Genomic DNA, 18,508 nt, shown 5'->3' with positions numbered 1-18,508 from the left:
CCCGGCCGGTCAGCCGGGTCTCTCCACGACATAGCACGATTTCTGGTGAAATCCAGTGACGCGGGCGCCCTCAGCCATGAGGCCGCCCAGAACCTCGCGTACGGCGTGCCGCCAGGCCTTGGCCGCGCCGGGATCCCGGCGGCGCAGGGCCTCGACGTCGGAGGGCACCGCCACCAGCACCACCCGGGCGTCGGCCCGGCCCGGGACCGGGCGGCCGTCGCGCTCGCCCAGCCCGGTCGCGGCGTCCGGCGGCACCTCCGGCGGGCACGGCTCCCCGCGGACGGCGGCCGCCACGCGCGGCTCGGCGAGCCGCCAGACCGCCAGTACCCGGTCCGACTCGTCCCCGGCGTTGATCGCGTCGTCCATGGCGCCGTAGAACGACGGCAGGTACTCCTCCGGCAGGGCGCCGAGTTTGACCAGGTTGAAGTGGGCGTTGCGCCGCACCAGCGGGTCGTAGGTCCAGGTGACGCGGTCCAGGCCCCGGGCCAGCGCCCATTCGCGCTGGTGGAGCTTGAGCGCCAGGCCGACCCCGCGCCCGGTCTCGGCGCCGGTGACGTGGGAGTGCAGTGCCCGGCCCGCCGGCGCGGCCAGGAACCCGACCGACGCGCCGGCCAGCCGCCCGTCCTCCGCGTAGGCCCCCGCGACGTAGTTGCCCGCGTGCGACAGCGCCCGCATCAGCTCGACCGTGACCGGCGCACCGCCGGGGTCGGGCCGCCAGATGCGGTCGAACAGCCGGAAGACCTCGCCGAACTCCTCCAGGGAGTGGAGCTCGCGCACCGCGATGCCGCCCGTCACGGAGCCGCCCACCGCGCACCCTCCCCGGTCCCCGTCCCGGCCCCGGCGCGGGCGCCGCTCTCCTCCCGTCCTCCGCCCCCGGTCAGGACCGCCTCGACCAGCCCGGCCAGCAGCGCCGTACGGCCCGGCATCTCGGCGACGACCACGTGCTCGTCGTCGGCGTGGGCGCCGCCCCCGACCGCGCCGAGCCCGTCGAGGGTGGGACACCCCGCCCCGGCGGTGAAGTTGCCGTCGGAGGCCCCTCCCACGGCGGTTCCGGCGAGCGGGCCGAGCCCCAGCCCGGCGGCGACCCGCTCGGCCAGCGCGAACAGCCCGGCGGAGGAGGAAGCCTCCATCGGCGGCCGGTTCGGCCCGCCGATGACCTCCAGCCGGGTCCCGGCGATCCGGGGGGACAGGGCCCGCATCAGCCCGTCCACCCGGTCCTGCGCGGCGAGCGACGGTGCTCGGACGTCCACGGAGACCCGTGCCAGCGCGGGCACGGTGTTGACCGTCGTCCCCGCGGCCAGGACGGTCGGAGTGACCGTGGTGCCCATGCCCGGAGCCGCCGGTGCGGCCGGAGCCGCGCCGCCCGAGGGCACGGCTCCGGGGGCCGCCGGGTCCCCGTCCTCCGCGTCCGCCAGCGCGGCGATGCCCCCGATCGCGAGGACCTGGTGGGCCAGCTCGACGGCGGCGTTCGCGCCCCGGCCGGGGTCGAGTCCCGCGTGCGCGGCCCTGCCGTGCACCAGGACCTCGTAGTTCGACGTGCCCTTGCGCGCGGTCTTCAGCACCCCGCCGTCGGCGCTCGCCTCCAGCACGAACGCCGCCGAGCACCGGCGCGCCGCCTCCTCCACCAGGGCGCGCGAGGTGACCGAGCCGACCTCCTCGTCCCCGGTGACCAGCAGGCACACCCCGTCCAGGGACGGCAGAGAGGCCAGCGCGTGGAACGCCTGGACCAGCCCGGCCTTCATGTCGAACACGCCCGGTCCCCGGGCGATCCCGCCCGTCACCGACCACGGCCGGGTCTCCAGGGAACCGGCCGGCCAGACCGTGTCGTGGTGGCCGAGGACGAGCACCCGGGGGACGCCGAAGGACCAGCGCAGGTGGGTGACGCCGTCGGTCACGATCGTCTCGGGTGCGGCGCCGAGCAGGCGGGTGCCCTGCGCGGCGACGACCGCGGCGCTGCGGGCGACCGCGGCCAGGTCGGCGGAGAAGGACTCGCAGGTGACGAGTTCCTCCAGGTCCCGCAGCATGGCCTCCAGCACGGCGGGGCGGGAGCGGGGAGCGGCCGGGTCGATGGAGTCGGCGGACACGGACCAGCCTTTCGACGGGGTTTACCGTGACCTTACGGGAGGCACGCGACCGCCGTGCTCGCGGGCGTCGTGCATCCCGGAACGGAGACGCACGACGCCCGGTCCGGAGCCCGCCGCCCCGGGCGGCCGGCGGGGAGGGCGGGGCGGCGCCCGGTGTCAGGCGGTGGCCAGGGCGACCGTCGGCGACAGCCGGGCGGCGCGCATGGCGGGGTAGATGCCGGCGAGCGTGCCGATGACGAGCGTGGCGCCGACCGCGCCCCCGATCGCCCAGGGCGGCACGACGGGCGGCCAGTCCCGCGACAGCGCGTACCCGACGGTGGCCAGGGCGCCCAGCACCGCCCCCGTGACGCCGCCCAGCGCCGACAGCAGCAGCGACTCCGCCAGGAACTGCACGCGCACCTGCCCCCGGGTGGCGCCCAGCGAGCGGCGCAGCCCGATCTCCCTGCGCCGCTCCAGCACCGAGATCACCATCGTGTTGGCCACGCCGACCCCGCCGACCAGCAGCGCCACCGCGCCCAGCCCGAGCAGCAGGTTCGTGAACGCGCCCGCGGCGGCGGCCCGGGCGGCCAGCGCGTCGGAGGGCCTGCTGACCTCGACCTCCTCCGGGTTCTCCGGGCTGACCGTGCGGGGCAGGACCGCCCGTACGGCCTCCACCGCCTCCTCCGACGACCTCTCGTAGATCGTCGTGGGATGCCCGTCGAAGCCGAGGTGCTCCTCGGCGGCGGGGAACCCGACCAGCGCCGACCGCTCGATCTCCGGGGCGAGCGGCATCGGCCCGAGGATGCCGATGACGGTGAACCACCGCCCGCCCATCCACACCTGCAGGCCGGCCCTGGTGATGCCGAGCCGCTCGGCGGCCTTGGCGCCGAGGACCACGGCGGGCTGCCGCTCGGTGGCGGCGTTCAGCCAGGTCCCCCGCACGACGGCGCCCTCCAGTGTGGTGAGCAGCTCGGTGGTCGCGGCCTGCACGGCGATGCCGCCGGTCACCGCCTCGGGGATGCGGTCGGTGCGCCGTACGGTCGCCTTCTCGACGGAGCCGGTGGCCGCGGCCGTGTACACCGGCCCGATGCGCTCGACCATGGCGAGCGCGCCGGTGGGCAGCTCGGCGTCCTGCCCGAACACGGTCTGCCCGGGTGAGACGGTGAGCAGGTTGGTGCCGAGCCGGTCGAGCTGGCGCAGCAGCTCCTCCCGAGAGGACGAGGAGATCCCGATCACCGCGATCATGGTGGCGATGCCGATGGCGATGCCGAGCGCGGACAGGACCACCCGGGCCGGGCGGGACCGGAGCCCGGCCGCGCCGACCCGCAGCACGTCGGAGGGGCTGAGCCGGGCGGGCGCCGGCCGCCGGTCGCGGGTCACTCCCCGGCCCCCTTCGCGAGCTCCGCGGCGACCGCGCCGCCGCGCCCGGCGGGAGCCGTACGGCCGGGCCCGCCGTTCCCGGTCCCGCCCGGCGCCGCGCGGCCGGACCCGCTGTCCTCGACGATCAGGCCGTCGCGGACCCGGACCCGCCGCGGGCACCACTCGGCGATCTCCATGTCGTGCGTGATGACGGCGATCGTGGTCCCGGCCGCGTGCAGGTCGCCCAGGACCCGCAGCACCTCGGCCCCCGCGGCGGAGTCCAGGTTGCCGGTCGGCTCATCGGCCAGCAGCAGCGACGGCCCGCCCGCCACCGCGCGGGCCACCGCCACCCGCTGCTGCTCGCCGCCCGAGAGCTGGTGCGGCCGGTGCCCCAGCCGGTGGCCCAGGCCCACCCGCTCCAGGGCGGCGGCGGCGCGCTCCCGCCGGACCCGCAGCGGGGTACCGGTGTAGAGCAGGCCGTCGGCCACGTTGTCCAGCGCGCTCACCCCGGCGGCCAGGTGGAACTGCTGGAACACGAAGCCCAGGTAGCGGGCGCGCAGCGCCGACAGCTCGCGGTCGGAGAGCGTGGCGACGTCGTGGCCGGCGATGTGCACGTCCCCGCTGGTGGGCAGGTCCAGCGTCCCGATCAGGTGGAGCATGGTGGACTTGCCGGAACCCGACGGGCCGACGATGGCCAGCAGCTCGCCGTCGGCGACCGTCAGGTCCACCCCGCGCAGCGCGCGCACCCCGCCGTAGGACTTGCTCACCCCCCGCAGCTCCACCACGTGGGGCCGGCTGTACGGCTCGCTCATGAGGCCGGCACCCCGACCTTCGTCCCCTCGGCCAGGCCCTCGCCGGTGACCTCGACCAGGCCGCTGCCGAAGGCCCCGGTCTCCACGGCCACGATCCGCGTGCCGGTCCCCTCGACGACCTCGACGCCGAAGCCGCCCTCCCGCAGCGCGACGAGCGCCTCCACCGGTACGGCGAGCACGTCCTCGCGCCGCTCGCTCTCCAGCTCCACCTCGACCGGTGCCTGGTCCATCCTGGTCCTGGGAACCTTGTCCAGGGTGATGTCGACGTCCACGGTGGTCTCGCTCTCCTCTCCCGGGGCGCCGCCCCCGGAGGTCTCGGCCACCCGGCCCACGGAGGTGATCTTCCCTGCCACCCGCTCGCCGCCGGGCAGCTCGACCGAGACCTTCGCGCCCTTCCTGGCCAGCGCCTGGTCGGCGGCGTCGAGGTCCACGTGCACCAGCCGCCGGGTGCCGGTGACGGTGAGGACCTCCTGGCCGGGGGCGACCCGCCGCCCGACCTCGGCCTCGGCGTCGGTCACCCGGACCGCGGAGGGCAGGAACACCGCCTGCGAGGCGTCCACCGCCCCGGTCTCCGGCAGGCCCTCGTCGTCCTGCCACTCCAGCACGGCCAGGTAGGTCGCGTAGCTGAAGTGCTCGTCCACGGTCAGGTCGTCGCCGTGGCCGAGCGCCCTGAGGTTGCGCTCCAGCTGCTCGACGTCGGGGCCGTCGGAGACCCCCCGCCGCAGCTCCCGGTAGAGCGGCAGCCTGCCGTACATCACGACCAGGGGCTCGTTGTCGATCCTGAGCAGCGGGCGGCCCCGGCGGACCACCGCGCCCTCGGCGGCCGTCCAGGTCACGGTCCCGCCGCCGGCGGCGGCCAGGTGCCGCTCGCCCGCGTAGGTGAGCGTGCCGTCGACGGTCCTGGTGTCCACCAGGTCCTGGCGGGTGACCTCGGCGGTGGCGGCCGGGACGGCGGGGCCGCCCGGCGTCGCGGCCTGGGTGGAGCCGTCGCCCGCCACGGCCACCGCCGTCCAGGCGGCGGCCGCCGCGAGCACGGCGGCGCCCCCAGCGACCAGGCTCTTCCTCACTGCTGCCCCCCGGCACCCGGCGCGAACTCCCTGCAGGCCTCCTCGGCTTCCTCGAGCTTCTGCTCGTTGCCGGGGGTGAGCCGCAGCTGCATCCTGCCGTCGGGGCCGGGGTCGGGCATGTCGACGCCGTGCTCGCGCATGCACTGGGCGTACTTGAGCATCCGGTCGCGGTCCTGCGGGCTCTGCGGGCCCCGGTCCTTGACCGCGTTCTCCATCAGCGGCTGGCACTCCTTCATGGCCTTCTCCGTCTCGGCCTGGTCCCCGGGGCCGGCCTTGATGCGGACCCGGCCGCTCCCGTCCGGGTCCTCCATGTCGACGCCGTGCTCGCGCATGCACTGGGCGAACTTCAGCTGGGCCTCCTGCGGGTCCGCCGGGGCCGAGGACGACGCCGAGGCGGTGGGCTTCGCCGTGCCTCCCGCAGCGCTGGCGACGCCGTCCCCGCCGGGCTCGGAGCCGCTGCACGCGGTCAGGGCCAGCGCCAGCAAGGCCGCGGCCGGCAGCAGTCGGACGTTCATGGATCCTCCTCCACGCCGCGGGGCGGTCGCCCGGGGCGTGGCCCAACTCCAGCGGGCACGGTGCTAAACCCGGATAAGCCGAGATCCCTTATCTCCGGCTAACGCCCGCTGGAGGACCCTCGGAGCGGACGGAAGGGATCGGGATGAGGGTGCTTGTCGTCGAGGACGAGGAACAGATGGCCGAGGCGGTCGCGCGGGGGCTGCGGTTGCACGCCATCGCCGTCGACGTGGCCTACGACGGCCGGGAGGCGCTGGAGATGGCCTCCTACGTCGACTACGACGTGGTCGTGCTGGACCGCGACCTGCCGGAGGTGCACGGCGACGAGGTCTGCCGCGAGCTGGCGGCGGGGGGCGCGGCGAGCCGGATCCTCATGCTGACCGCGGCCGGGCAGGTCCGCGACCGGGTCGGCGGACTGGGCCTGGGCGCCGACGACTACCTGGCCAAGCCGTTCGCCTTCGCCGAGCTGGTGGCCCGGATCCGCACGCTCGCGCGCCGCCGCCCCCGTACGGCGCCGCCCGTGCTGGAGCGGGCCGGCATCCGGCTCGACCCCGCCCGCCGTACGGTCTTCAGGGACGGGCGGGAGATCGCGCTGAACCGCAAGGAGTTCGACGTCCTGCGGGAGCTGCTGCACGCCGGCGGCGACCTCGTCACCTCGGCGGAGCTGCGCCGGAGCGTCTGGGACGAGTACGCGGGGGAGGGCACCGCGGTGCTGCGCGTCACCGTCACCTCGCTGCGCAGGAAGCTGGGCGAGCCCCAGGCGGTGGAGAACGTGCCCGGCAGGGGATACCGGCTGTGACATCCTCCAAGACACCGCCCGAGACACCGTCCAAGACACCGTTCGGGACCCCGTCCGGCCCGTCCCGCCGGGGGGCCGCCTCCCCGGGGCCCACCGCCTCCCCGGGGCCCACCGCCTCCCCGGGACCCGCCGCCTCCGGGGGGCGGGCCGGTGCCTCCGCGGTCCCGCCCTGGCGCGGGCGGGGCCTGCGCGCACGGCTCACCCTGCTGTACGGCGGGCTGTTCTTCCTGGCCGGATCGGTGCTGCTCGGCTTGACCTACCTGCTGACGGCCCGGGCGCTGAACCAGCAGTTCCTCGTCAAGATCGAGGGAAGGATGCTCGCCGGCCCGAAGGCGCCCCCGTCCGCGCAGCCCACGCCGTCCGGGGGGGTCGCACCGCCCGTCCAGCCCGTGCCGTCCGCGGAGCCGCCCGGCGCGACCATCCTGCGCGACGCCCTCAACGGGGAGGCGGAGCGGGAGATCCAGCGGCGGGCGGCCGACGTGCTCAGCGAGATGCTGCGCTCCTCGCTCGTCGTCCTGGTCCTGGTCGGGATCGTCGCGCTGCTGCTCGGCTACCTGGTGGCCGACCGCGCGCTGCGCCCGCTCGACCGGGTGACCGAGACCGCGCAGCGGCTCTCGGAGAGCACCCTGCACGAGCGGATCGCCCTGCAGGGCCCGCACGACGAGATCAAGCGGCTGGCCGACACCTTCGACGCGATGCTCGACCGGCTGCACCGGGTGTTCGACACCCAGCGGCGGTTCATCGCCAACGCCTCCCACGAGCTGCGCACCCCGCTGGCGGTCAACCGCACGGTCCTGGAGGTGTCGCTGGAGGAACCGGCCGCCTCGGCGGACCTCAAGGCGCTGGCCCGGGCGCTGCTGGGCACCAACGCCCGCTACGAGCGGCTGATCGAGGGCCTGCTGCTGCTGGCCCAGTCCGAGCAGGAGCTCGCCACCCGCAGGGCCGTGGACCTGGAGCAGGTCGTCCGCACCGCGCTGGAGCAGCTCGACCTGCAGCCCCGCGGACGGCGCGTCACCGTCCACCGGGACCTGCGCTCCGCGGTCGTCCAGGGCGACCCCCTCTTCCTGGAACGCTGCGTGTTCAACCTCCTGGAGAACGCGGTCAAGTACAACGTCCGCGGCGGTGACGTCTGGGTCCGCCTCGGGGAGGAGGGCGGCGGCGCGGCCGTCACGGTGGAGAACACCGGGCCCCCGGTCCCGCCGTACGAGGTGGACGACCTGTTCGAGCCGTTCCACCGGCTCAACGGCGACCGCGTCCGCTCGGCCCGCGGCGCGGGGCTCGGCCTGTCCATCGTGCGCGCGATCGCAGACGCGCACGGCGGCGGCGTCACCGCCCGGGCCCGCCCCGAGGGGGGACTGGCGGTCACCGTGCGCCTGCCGTGAGGCCCGCGGTACGCACCCGGGCGGAGCCTGCGGCCACGTCGCCTCCGGGAGCCGGGAGGGCGCCGCTCCGGGAGGAAATGAAGGAAAATTACAGAAGCTTCACGTATCGTGGAAATTATTGACACCACTCCGCGCGGGTTCGTATGGTCCGGGGAAGTGCCCTTTCCGGCTCAGCGAAGACCCCCCACGGAGCGGTTCATGAAGCGTCTAGCAGCGGTAGCGGCGTTGCTCAGCCTCGCCGCCGTCACGGCATGCAGCAGCGGCGGCGGCGCGGGAGCGAGGCCCGCGGGTGGCGGTGGCGGCGTCTACACCACGATCGACGGCCTCCGGCCGGGCATCGACGCCAACGCGCCGATCAACCCCTACAACCCGAAGGGCAACGCGTTCCGGGGATACAACTCGATGTGGCTCGGCTGGACGAAGAACCACCTGACCGACCCCAACCAGTTCTATCCGGGCATCGCGGCGAGCTGGGAGATCGCCCCCGACCAGTCCTCGATCACCCTCAGGCTCCAGCCGGGCAACAAGTGGTCCGACGGCAGGCCCGTCACCGCCGAGGACGTCAAGGTCTCCATCGCCCTGGCCTACACCCAGGGCGGCACGGCCTACGCCCTCGACCCCGCCGCGGCCGGCACCGCCTCCGACGTCGAGGTGGTCGACGAGAAGACCATCAAGATCACTCAGTCGGCGGAGAACCCGAGCGTCACCTTCGTCCGGGGCGTCATGGAGACGATCATCGTCCCGGCGCACGTCTGGGGGAGCCTGCTGCCCGCCGACTTCTGGGACAGGCTGAAGACCGCGCGCGGCGACGGCGCCGACGCCGAGGCCGCCCGGGCCGAGATCACCGGGCTGGCCGAGAAGGTCATCGCCTTCGCCCCGCCCAAGGACGTCTCCGCCGGTCCCTTCGTCCTGGAGCGGGTCAACCCGGGCGAGGCGCTGCTGGTCAAGAACAAGCACTTCTACAACGCCGCCAACGTCGCCCCCGACCAGGTGAAACTGCTCAACTACACCGGCAACGAGCAGATCTGGAACTACCTGATCGCCGGCAGGCTCGACAACGCGCCGTTCACCGCCGTCCCCGCCGACGTGATGAAGCGCATCACCCGGACGCCGGGCAACGAGGTCGTCAAGGGCTACTCGCCGGTCGGCAACGCCCTGGCGTTCAACCAGTCCAGGAAGCCCTACGACAACGTGCACGTCCGCCGGGCGCTGGCCTACCTCATCGACCGCGAGCAGGTCACCAAGGTCGCCTCGCCGGAGGGCGGCACCGCCTCGGTGACCACCTCCGGCCTGCACCAGAAGGCCGCCGAGGCGTGGCTGGGCGCGGCGTTCGGCGCGCTGGAGCCGTACCGGCCCGATCCCGCCAGGGCCGAGGAGGAGCTGAAGGCCGCCGGGATGAAGAAGGACGGCGGCACCTGGACGATGCCCGACGGCACGCCCTGGAAGATGACCGTCCACGTGCCCGCGCCGTTCTCCGACTGGGTGGCCGGAGCCAAGTCCGTCACCAGCCAGCTCAACGACGCCGGGATCGACGCCGAGGTCGTCACCACCGCCGACTACCCCCTCTACCTGGAGGAACTGGCCGCAGGAAAGTACGACGCCGGGTTCTGGCTGGTGGCGCTCGGGCCGGCGCCGTACAACATCTACCAGCGCCTGTACGGCGCGCCGAACGGCTGGCAGCTGTTCGGCGGCAAGCTCAAGCACGTCGCCCCCGGCAAGGAGGGCAACTGGATGGGCGGCGCGGAGACCGTGGAGGTCGACGGCGCGAAGGTCAACCCCGGTGAGCTGGCCGTCAAGCTCAACTCCGCCCCGGAGGCGGAGCAGAAGGAGATCATCGCCACGCTCGCCAAGGCCGCCAACCAGGACCTCCCGGTGATCCAGATGTGGGACTACGTCAACACGCAGTTCGTCAACACCTCGCGCTTCACCGGCTTCCCCGGGGCCGAGAGCGACGCGCTGCGCCTGACCTCCGGCGTCTGGCTCCAGCTCGGCATGATCAAGAAGAAGTAGGCGATGGCGCTCATCGGGGCCCGGGCCCGTCCCGGAAAGACCGCCCTCGCCCGGAGGCTCGCGGGCCATCTGGCCCGCGGGCTCGTGATGGTCCTGGTGGTCACGTCGCTCAGCTTCGTGATCATCAGGAACATCCCGGGCGACCCCATCGCCGCCCGCTACGAGAAGCTCGTCGAGCAGGGCATGTCGCCCGACCAGGCCGAGCGCGCCACGGCCGTGCTGTACGGCTTCATGCCCCAGGGCACCGTCTGGGAGCAGTACACCGACTACATGGCGGGGCTGCTCACCCTGGACCTGGGCCAGTCGCTGAGCACCCCGGGGGCCGAGGTCACCGACATGCTCGCCTCCGCGGCGACGTGGACCGTCGTCCCGGTCCTGGCCGGGACCCTGCTGAGCTTCCTGCTCGGCGTCACGATGGGCGTCTACGCCGCGATCCGGCGCTCGGGCCGGCTGGGCGACCTGCTCTCGATCTCCGGCTCGCTCCTGCACGGGGTGCCGCAGTACGTGCTGGCGCTGCTGCTCGGCGCGGTCTTCACCACGCTCTGGCCGGTCCTGCCGTCGAGCGGCACCGCGGACATCATGATCGAGCCGGGCCTCACCGCCGAGTACCTCGGCTCGCTGGCCCAGCACGCCGTGCTGCCGGTGCTGACCTACGCGCTGGCCTCCTACGGCGGCTGGATCCTGGCGATGAAGTCCAGCGTGGTCACCGTGCTCGGCGACGACTTCATCCTCGCCGCCGAGCTGCGCGGCCTCAGCCGCGGGACCGTCTTCCGCTACGTGGCCCGCAACGCCATCCTGCCGCTGTTCACGATCCTCGCGCTCTCGCTGGGCCTGCTCTTCGGCGGCGCGATCTTCATCGAGCGGATCTTCACCTACCCCGGGCTGGGGCTGCTGCTGTTCGACAGCATCGCCAACCGCGACTACCCGCTGATGGGCGGGGCCTTCCTGCTGATCACCGTGGCGACCGTCGTCGCCAACATCGTGGCGGACCTGCTCTACAGCGTGATCGATCCGAGGGTCCGCTCCGGAGAGGAGTCCGCATGACGGACCGTGCGGCGAACCGCCCGGAGGACCGGGCGGCCGGACGGCGCGGCGGCCCGGCCGCCCGGGCGGCGGGGGAGGACGCGTGACCGCCCCGACCGGCGCGGGCGGCACCCGGACCGCCCTGCGGCGCAACTTCCGGCGCGGCGTCTGGCGGGTGCTGCGGCGCAAGCCCAGCCGCCTGCTGGGGGTGCTCATCCTGGCCGGCTTCGCGTTCATGGGAACGGTCGGGCCGCTGCTCTACCCCGAGCGGCTCCCGCGCGACGACGACGCCCTCTACGCCCCGCCGAGCTGGGAGCACCCCTTCGGCACCGACTTCGAGGGCACGGACGTGCTCGCGCTGGTCGTCACCGGCTCCCGGTACGTGCTGCTGACCGCCCTGGTCACCGCAGTGATCACGGTCGTGCTCGGCACCGCGATCGGCCTGTTCGCCGGGTTCCGGCGCGGGCGCTGGGACACCGTGCTCATGCGGATCACCGACATGAAGCTGACCATCCCCGGCCTGCCGCTGCTGCTGGTGCTGTCCACGGTCTGGAAGTTCGAGAGCGCCCTGGAGATGGGCCTGGTGCTCGGGCTGCTCGGCTGGGGCGGGGTGGCGCGGGCCGTACGGGCCCAGACGCTCTCCCTGCGCGAGCGCGGGTTCATCGAGGCGGCCCGGGGCCTGGGCCTGTCCACCGGGCACATCGTCGGCCGGGAACTGCTGCCCAGCATGGCCCCGTTCATCGCGATGAACATGCTCATCGCCGTCACCGGCGCGGTCTACGCGCAGGTGGGCCTGTTCTTCCTGGGCGTGCTGCCGTTCGAGGCCAGCAACTGGGGGGTCATGCTCAACCTCTCGGTGTTCGGCGGCGGCGCGCTGACCTCCACGGCGGCGCTGCCGTACATGATGGCCCCGCTGCTGGCGGTCCTGCTGCTCACCCTGGGCATCGTGCTCGTGGTCGACGCCATGGACGAGATCTTCAACCCCCGCCTGCGTGAGGAGTGACGTGCCCGAGACCCCACCGGCCACCCCGGACGGGCGAGCGCCGGGCGTGCGGATCAGCGGCCTGTCGGTCGTCTACCGGACCCCGGCCGGCGAGCTGCCCGCCGTCTCCGGGGTCGACCTGGAGCTGCCACCCGGGACGATCACGGGCGTGGTCGGCGAGTCCGGCTCCGGAAAGTCCACCCTGGCGCTCTCGCTGCTCAACGCGGTCCAGCCGCCCGGCAGGATCAGCGCGGGCAGCGTGGAGATCGACGGCCTCGGCGACGTCGTGGCGCTGCGCGGCGAGGAGCTGCGCAGGGCGCGCGGGAGGCACGTCGGCTACGTTTTCCAGGCCGCGCAGAACTCCCTCAACCCCCTCAAGACGGTCGGCAAGCAGCTGCTCGACCTGGGCCGCTCGCACGGTGTGCGGGACCTGCGCGCCCTGGTCCGCGAGGCCAGGGAGCTGCTCGGCCGGATGGGCCTGGACGGCGCGCGCGTGCTCGACTCCTGCCAGCACGAGCTCTCGGGCGGGATGCGCCAGCGGGTGGGCATCATGTTCGCGCTGGTCCTCAACGCCCACCTTGTGGTGCTGGACGAGCCCACCACCGCGCTCGACATGATCACCCAGGCGACGATCCTGCGGATCGTCCGGGAGGTCCACGCCGAGCGCGGGCTCACCACCCTCGTCATCACCCACGACCTCGGCGTGGTGGCGGAGGTCGCCGACCGCCTGGCCGTCATGTACGGCGGGCGCGTGGTCGAGCAGGGCCCCACCCGGGACGTGCTGGCCGATCCCCGCCACCCCTACACCCGCGGCCTCCTGCGGGCCGTCCCCCGCCTGACCGGCGACATCGGCGAGGCCAGGGCGCTGCCCGGCCGGCCGCCGACGCTCGGCACGATCCCCGCGGACGGCTGCGTCTTCCGGGAGCGCTGCCCGCTGCGCATGGACGCCTGCGAGACCGGGCGGCCGCCCGCGGTCGCGTACGGCGCGCGGAGCGTGTCGTGCCACGCCGCCGCGGAGAACCGGGCCGGGCCGGAGGACGGCGGCCCGGGGACCGCCGCGGGGGACCGGGACGGGGAGGACGGCGCGGAGGCCCGCGGCGGGGAAGAGGTCGCCGCGGGGGCGCGGGAGGAGCAGGCGTGATCACGGGACAGGGCATCACCAAGACCTTCAGGCAGCGGGGCGCCGTGCTCGGCGGGCGGGAGGTGCGGGCGCTGCGCGGCGTCGACTTCGCCGTCGGCAAGGGCGGGGCGGTCTCGTTCATCGGCGAGTCCGGCTGCGGCAAGACCACGCTGGGCCGGATCGTCGCGGGGCTGGAGAGCCACGACTCCGGCGAGATCGCCATCGACGGCGTCCCCATGTCGTCGCTGCGCCCCCGGGCGCGCCGGCCGTACTTCCGCCGGATCCAGCTCATCCACCAGGACCCCTACTCGGCGCTCAACCCGACGCGCACGATCCACCAGGCGCTGGCCGCGCCCCTGGCGCTGCGGGCCCGGCAGACCGGCCGCCCGGGATCGTGGATCGACGAGCGGGCCGGGGAGCTGCTCGGCCTGGTCGGCCTCGACCCCGGGTACGTGCTGCCGCGCTACCCGCACCAGCTCTCCGGCGGAATGCGCCAGCGCGTCGTCATCGCCCGCGCCCTCACCGTCGACCCCGAGATGCTCGTCGCCGACGAGGCCGTCTCGATGATCGACGTCTCGCTCCGGCTGGGCATCCTCGCGCTCCTGAGGGACCTGCGCGAACGGCTCGGCGTGAGCGTGCTGTTCATCACCCATGACGTGGCGACCGCCCGCTACCTCGGCGACGACGGCGAACTGTACGTCATCTACCGGGGGCGGGTCGTCGAGCGCGGCCCGGTGGAGGCGGTCGTCTCCGGCCCGGTCCACCCCTACACCCAGTCGCTGCTCTCGGCCATCCCCGTGCTGCACGGGCTGGAGGAGCCGGGCGCGCAGCGGGTGGTGCCGACCGAGCCGCTGGACGAGGGCGGGCCCGACGCGGGCTGCCTGTTCGCCCGGCGCTGCCCGTTCGCCACCGGACGCTGCACCGCCGAGGTCCCGGTCCTCGGCGCGGCCGGGGGCTTCCCCCAGGAGCACGCCTGCTTCCATCCCGAGCGCCGCAGCGTCGTGGCCGCGCCGGCGGGCCGGGCGTGAACCCGGTGGGCGGGGACCGGGAGCCCGCAGGCGATCTCCGCAGGCCCGGGGCGGGAAACGGGAAGGGGGTCCGCGAGGCGCCCCCCGCCGCTCCGGCCGCCCGCGGCCTCGGCGCCGGACGGGTGCTGCTGCGCCGCTGCCTGGCGGAGACGCGGGCGGCCGGCCTGGTGAGGGCGCAGATCTCCTGGGTGGGCCCGCTCGGCTTCTCCTCCCGGGCGGTCGGCGCGCGCGCCGAGCGGGTCTTCTGGCTCTACCGCCGCGACCTGCGGTGACCGGCGGACGGACGACGCCGGTGGTGGCGCCGGAGACCCGCCGCGTCCGGAGGAGGCGGGACGCACGGCCCCGCGGCCCGGTGCGGATGAGTGACATGCGGCCATTCATGGAAGATAATTTGCACGAGAGAAGTCTGTGATGAAAATTAGCGACATGGGGCATCATGACTGATCCGCTCGCCGGCCTGGCCACCGAACAGAGCGACCCGCGCTACCGGGAGATCGACCGGCTCTCGACCGAGCAGGTGGCCCGGTTGATGAACGCCGCCGACGCGACGGTGCCCGCGGCCGTGGCCGAGGCGATCCCGCAGATCGCCGCCGCGGTCGAGGCGATCGTCGACCGGATGAAGCGGGGCGGGCGCCTGGTCTACGTCGGCGCGGGCACCTCGGGCCGGCTGGCCGTGCTGGACGCCTCCGAGTGCCCGCCGACCTTCGGCACCGACCCGGAACTGGTGCAGGGCGTCATCGCGGGCGGCGTGCCCGCCCTGACCCGATCGGTCGAGGGGGCCGAGGACGACGCCCCGGCCGGAGCCGCCGCCATCGGGGAGCGAGGGGTGGGCGCGCTGGACTCGGTGGTGGGCGTCTCCGCCAGCGGCAGGGCGCCGTTCGTGCTGGGCGCCCTGCGGGAGGCGGCGCGCAGGGACGCGCTGACCGTGGCGCTGTCCTGCAACGCGGGCACTCCCATCTCGGCGGCGGCGCGCCATCCGATCGAGGTCGTCGTCGGCGCCGAGGTGGTGACCGGCTCGACCCGCCTCAAAGCCGGGACCGCGCAGAAGCTGGTCCTCAACATGATCTCCACGATCGCGATGATCGGTCTGGGCCGCACCTACGGCAACAACATGATCGAGGTGTCCGCGGCCAACGCGAAGCTCGCCGACCGGGCAGCCCGGATGGTCAGCGACATCACCGGCGCCGGGCTCTCCGCGGCCCGCCCCGCGCTGGAGGCGGCGGACTGGAACGTGAAGGTCGCGGTGCTGATGATCGGCCAGGGCCTGGACAGCGACGGCGCCCGCGCCCTCCTGGCGGCCCACGGCGACAGCCTGGAGGCCGCGCTGGCGTCCGGGGGAGTGCGCGGTGCCTGAGCCGTACGGGCCGCCCGGACCGCCCGGCCCGGGTGCACCCGGCAGGGCGCGGGGGCCCGGAGCACCCGGTGACCCGCGGGCCTGCGCCGCGCTGGAGCGCGTCCTGGCCGCCGCCGTGCCCGGCGTGTGCTCGGCGGCCGTCGCCGCGGTGGCGGTGGGCGGGGAGGCGGTCGCCGCAGCGGTCGCGGGCGAGGCCGTTCGGTACGCCGGGGCGTCGGAGGAGCTCCTGCCCGAGCGGCCGCCCGCCCGTCACGACTCGCTCTTCGACCTCGCCTCGGTCACCAAGCTGTTCACCACCGCCGCCGTCCTGTCCCTGGCGGAGGAGGGACTGCTCGGCCTCGACGAGCCCGTCGCGGCGCTGCTGCCCGCCTGCTACGGCGGCCACCCGGAGATCACACTCCGCCACCTGCTCACCCACACCGCGGGACTGCCTCCGGGGCGCCGGGCCGACCGGGAGATCCCCGGGGACGGCGCCGGAGTCCACGCCGCCCGCCTGGAGCGGATCCTCTCCACCACCCCGCTGCACGCGCCCGGCGAGCGCTACCTCTACTCCGACGTCGGGATGATCACCGTGGGGCGGGTGGCCGAGCTCGCCGGGGGAGCACCCCTCGACGAGCTGGTCCGCGCCCGTGTGACCGGCCCGCTGCGCCTGGCCGACACCGGCTACCGGCCCGGGCCCCCGCTGCTGCCCCGCGCCGTCGCCACCGAGCACAAGACCGAGCGCCCCGTCCCCGGATGCGTGCGCGGCGAGGTCCACGACGAGACCGCGTACGGCCTGGGCGGTGTGGCCGGGCACGCGGGGATCTTCTCCACCGCCGCCGACCTGCTCGCCTTCGCCGAGACGCTCCGCACCGGCGGAGGCCCGATCCTGCGCCCGGACACCGTCGCGGAGATGACCCGCGACCAGGGCGTCGAGGGCGACGGCTTCCGCCACGGGCTCGGCGTGCGGATCGGCGACCCCGCCATCGTCGGTCCGCTGCCCGCCGCCTACGGCCACTCGGGGTTCACCGGCACCTCCCTCGTCGTCGACCCCGCCCGCGCTCTGAGCGTCGTGCTGCTGACCAACAACGTCCACCCGCTCCGGGGCCGCCCCGGCATCCGCGACCTGCGCCACGCCGTCGCCGCCGAGGCCCTGCGCCTGACCTGACAGCTCCGGCGCCTCAGGCCCGAGGCTCCCGTTCCCGCCCCGGCTCAGGACGGCGGACGCTCCTGTCCGGACCGGTCAGCGGGTGATCGGGATGCCGGGGTAGGCCGAGCCGCCGGCGACCTCCAGGGTGATGGACGTGCGATCGTCGGGAGGCGCCGGGAAGTAGACGTAGGCACGGCCGACCTCGCCGGGGTCCAGCGCGGGCACCGCGTTCTCCAGGAAGGAGGTGTGCACCTTCACCGGGTGGTACCGGGCCTCGGTCACCGGGTCCAGCAGGGTGAACGCGCTGAGGTTCGCCGCCTGGGTGAACTCGTGCCTCCACGTCCCGAACGGCTGGGGGAGCGCCGCAGTGAAGCCCTCCCGCCGCAGGTTGGTGACGTCGAAGGAGGCCACCAGGTAGGCGCCGTCGCGGTAGAGGGGGAGCACGTCCACTCCCAGGTCCCGCTCGCCGCCGCGGGGCGCCCAGTCGAAGTGCGCCGCCGCGGGGCCCGGATCCGTGCGGAAGGGTGCGGGGGCGAGGGCGGAGCCGCGTACGGCGCCGGCGGGCGGGGCGGTCGCGGTCACGTTCGGCCCCTGCTGCCTGATCGTGTACGAGACCTCCACCCGCCGGTTGCGGGCCCGCCCGGCGGGGTTGTCGCCGCCGCCCGGCTTCTCGTTCCCGGCGATGGGCGCGGTCTCGCCCTTGCCCTCGGGCCGGTACCGGTAGCCGGCGCCGAGTCTGGCGGCGAGGTAGTCCTTGACGGCCTGCGCCCGCTTGAGTGACAGCTCCATGTTGTAGAGGTCGTCCCCCTTGCTGTCGGTGTGACCGGTGATCGTGATCGGCGGCTTGGCCGGATCGGCCCGCAGCCGGGTCTCGGCGGCCGCCTCGTCCAGCACGGCCGCCGCCTTCGGGCTCAGCGCGGCCTCGTCGAAGGCGAACAGCACGTCGGTGCGGAGGCCGACGGTCTCCCTGGGGCCCTCCTGCGTGGTGGTCTTCTGCGGGGTCTCCACCAGCTCGGTCAGGTCGGCGACCCAGGACCAGACCTCGCCCGAGGGCGGTACCACCGGCCACTGGAACACCTGGCCGGCCGTGGGCGTGTCGGGCGAGCTCCGCTCCCTGGCGACCGGCTCCGCACCGCCGCCGGTGACGGGAATCCCGGTCATGGGGCCGATCGGCATGTCGGGCACGACCGACACGGCCGTGACGGTGCCGGGCAGCGGGGGGAAGTACACCTCGACCGGGTAGCGCACGCCGGGGACGAAGTCCTCCGGGAATCCGGCGGTCGCCAGGACGTGCCTGGTGCCGAAGGCCGGACCGTCATGGTCCTTCTCGCGCAGGGTGTTGTAGAGCTTTCTGCCCACCGGGTCCAGCAGGCGGAACCTGGCGAAGTCGCTGGGCACGGAACCGTAGCCGAAGTCGCCCTTGGTGCCGCGGCCGGCGGTGGTCATGATCTCCATGCGGAGCACGGTGAGCCGGGGGTGGCGTTCGACCGACCTGATGTCGATCCTGAAGGGTTCCGCGCCGTGGAAGCCGACCATCCCCTCGGCCGTGTGGTCCGCGGGCGCGGGTGTGCTCACGGACGGGACGGTGCCGGACGGGAGGGTGCCGGACGGGACGGCGGACGCGGACTCCCCGGCCCGCTCGGGCGGAGCCTGCCCAGCCTGCTCGGCCGGCAGAACGCCGCAGCCCGCCAGCGCGGTCGCGAGCAGAGCGGAGACGGCGGCGACCACTGCTCTCATGGAGGATCTTCTCCTATGCGTCAACGGAACCGGCACCAGGCAGCAGGTCTTCGAGATCCTGCGCGGAGGGCGGCGCTGAGGGCGGCCGGATCCGGATGTCTCAACGAGAGGCCGCTGGGAGAACACTAGC

General features: G+C 74.5%; 17 protein-coding genes. 10 read left to right on the top strand and 7 right to left on the bottom strand.

The features are described 5' to 3' along the window. Nucleotides 1-9: 9 nt before the first annotated feature. From FHS22_RS25975 to FHS22_RS25950, 6 genes are all read right to left on the bottom strand, one after another. Nucleotides 10-807, bottom strand: a complete 798-nt coding sequence (locus tag FHS22_RS25975) for a GNAT family N-acetyltransferase (RefSeq protein WP_338047950.1) — start codon at nt 805-807, stop codon at nt 10-12. Beyond that, nucleotides 792-2,084, bottom strand: coding sequence for a M20/M25/M40 family metallo-hydrolase (locus FHS22_RS25970; protein ID WP_338047949.1), 1,293 nt, complete (start codon nt 2,082-2,084; stop codon nt 792-794). The genes FHS22_RS25975 and FHS22_RS25970 overlap by 16 nt, the downstream gene beginning before the upstream one ends. A 156-nt stretch (nt 2,085-2,240) precedes the next feature. Next, nucleotides 2,241-3,443, bottom strand: a complete 1,203-nt coding sequence (locus tag FHS22_RS25965; protein WP_184945707.1) for an ABC transporter permease — start codon at nt 3,441-3,443, stop codon at nt 2,241-2,243. Continuing rightward, on the bottom strand, nt 3,440-4,234 hold the full coding sequence (locus tag FHS22_RS25960) for an ABC transporter ATP-binding protein (RefSeq protein ID WP_184945706.1): 795 nt from the start codon (nt 4,232-4,234) through the stop codon (nt 3,440-3,442). Before FHS22_RS25960 ends, FHS22_RS25965 begins: the two co-directional genes overlap by 4 nt. Beyond that, complete coding sequence (locus FHS22_RS25955; RefSeq protein WP_338047948.1) at nt 4,231-5,301, bottom strand: efflux RND transporter periplasmic adaptor subunit; 1,071 nt, start codon at nt 5,299-5,301, stop codon at nt 4,231-4,233. Before FHS22_RS25955 ends, FHS22_RS25960 begins: the two co-directional genes overlap by 4 nt. After that, nucleotides 5,298-5,816, bottom strand: coding sequence for a hypothetical protein (locus FHS22_RS25950; RefSeq protein WP_184945704.1), 519 nt, complete (start codon nt 5,814-5,816; stop codon nt 5,298-5,300). The genes FHS22_RS25955 and FHS22_RS25950 overlap by 4 nt, the downstream gene beginning before the upstream one ends. Nucleotides 5,817-5,959: 143 nt before the next feature. Here FHS22_RS25950 and FHS22_RS25945 point away from each other — a divergent pair, with 143 nt between their 5' ends. From FHS22_RS25945 to FHS22_RS25900, 10 genes are all read left to right on the top strand, one after another. Further along, nucleotides 5,960-6,613, top strand: a complete 654-nt coding sequence (locus FHS22_RS25945) for a response regulator transcription factor (RefSeq protein WP_184945701.1) — start codon at nt 5,960-5,962, stop codon at nt 6,611-6,613. Next, a complete protein-coding gene (locus tag FHS22_RS25940) occupies nt 6,610-7,995 on the top strand; it encodes a sensor histidine kinase (RefSeq protein ID WP_377297022.1) in 1,386 nt (461 codons plus the stop codon). Before FHS22_RS25945 ends, FHS22_RS25940 begins: the two co-directional genes overlap by 4 nt. 198 nt (nt 7,996-8,193) lie before the next feature. Then, nucleotides 8,194-10,005 carry an ABC transporter substrate-binding protein gene (locus FHS22_RS25935; protein ID WP_184945699.1) on the top strand — a complete coding sequence of 604 codons (1,812 nt, stop codon included), beginning with the start codon at nt 8,194-8,196 and terminating at the stop codon, nt 10,003-10,005. A gap of 3 nt (nt 10,006-10,008) precedes the next feature. Further along, nucleotides 10,009-11,049 carry an ABC transporter permease gene (locus FHS22_RS25930; RefSeq protein WP_184945697.1) on the top strand — a complete coding sequence of 347 codons (1,041 nt, stop codon included), beginning with the start codon at nt 10,009-10,011 and terminating at the stop codon, nt 11,047-11,049. Between the two features lie 82 nt (nt 11,050-11,131). Further along, nucleotides 11,132-12,031, top strand: a complete 900-nt coding sequence (locus FHS22_RS25925; protein WP_184945696.1) for an ABC transporter permease — start codon at nt 11,132-11,134, stop codon at nt 12,029-12,031. A 1-nt stretch (nt 12,032) separates the two neighbouring features. After that, nucleotides 12,033-13,151 (top strand): ABC transporter ATP-binding protein, encoded by a 1,119-nt coding sequence (locus tag FHS22_RS25920; RefSeq protein ID WP_338047947.1) that lies wholly within the window; start codon nt 12,033-12,035, stop codon nt 13,149-13,151. After that, the gene (locus tag FHS22_RS25915) at nt 13,148-14,158 is read left to right on the top strand and encodes an ABC transporter ATP-binding protein (protein ID WP_184945694.1); all 1,011 of its coding nucleotides are present in this window, start codon (nt 13,148-13,150) and stop codon (nt 14,156-14,158) included. The genes FHS22_RS25920 and FHS22_RS25915 overlap by 4 nt, the downstream gene beginning before the upstream one ends. Next, the gene (locus FHS22_RS25910) at nt 14,155-14,430 is read left to right on the top strand and encodes a hypothetical protein (protein ID WP_260408280.1); all 276 of its coding nucleotides are present in this window, start codon (nt 14,155-14,157) and stop codon (nt 14,428-14,430) included. The genes FHS22_RS25915 and FHS22_RS25910 overlap by 4 nt, the downstream gene beginning before the upstream one ends. A gap of 164 nt (nt 14,431-14,594) precedes the next feature. After that, nucleotides 14,595-15,512 (top strand): N-acetylmuramic acid 6-phosphate etherase, encoded by a 918-nt coding sequence (gene murQ / locus FHS22_RS25905; protein ID WP_184945692.1) that lies wholly within the window; start codon nt 14,595-14,597, stop codon nt 15,510-15,512. After that, nucleotides 15,505-16,659: a serine hydrolase domain-containing protein gene (locus tag FHS22_RS25900; protein WP_338047946.1), complete on the top strand. Its 1,155-nt coding sequence runs from the start codon at nt 15,505-15,507 to the stop codon at nt 16,657-16,659. Before murQ ends, FHS22_RS25900 begins: the two co-directional genes overlap by 8 nt. 75 nt (nt 16,660-16,734) lie before the next feature. Here the strand turns inward: FHS22_RS25900 and FHS22_RS25895 are convergent, their stop codons facing one another. Beyond that, entirely contained in the window at nt 16,735-18,378 is a 1,644-nt protein-coding gene (locus tag FHS22_RS25895) for an OmpA family protein (RefSeq protein ID WP_184945690.1), read from the bottom strand. Between the last annotated feature and the right edge of the window lie 130 nt (nt 18,379-18,508).

This window comes from Thiemannella venezuelensis (genome assembly GCF_014203605.1).
Taxonomy (GTDB): domain Bacteria; phylum Actinomycetota; class Actinomycetes; order Streptosporangiales; family Streptosporangiaceae; genus Planomonospora_A; species Planomonospora_A venezuelensis.
The sequence above is the reverse complement of the archived record's forward strand: the minus strand, read 5'-3'. Positions and strand labels throughout refer to the sequence as shown.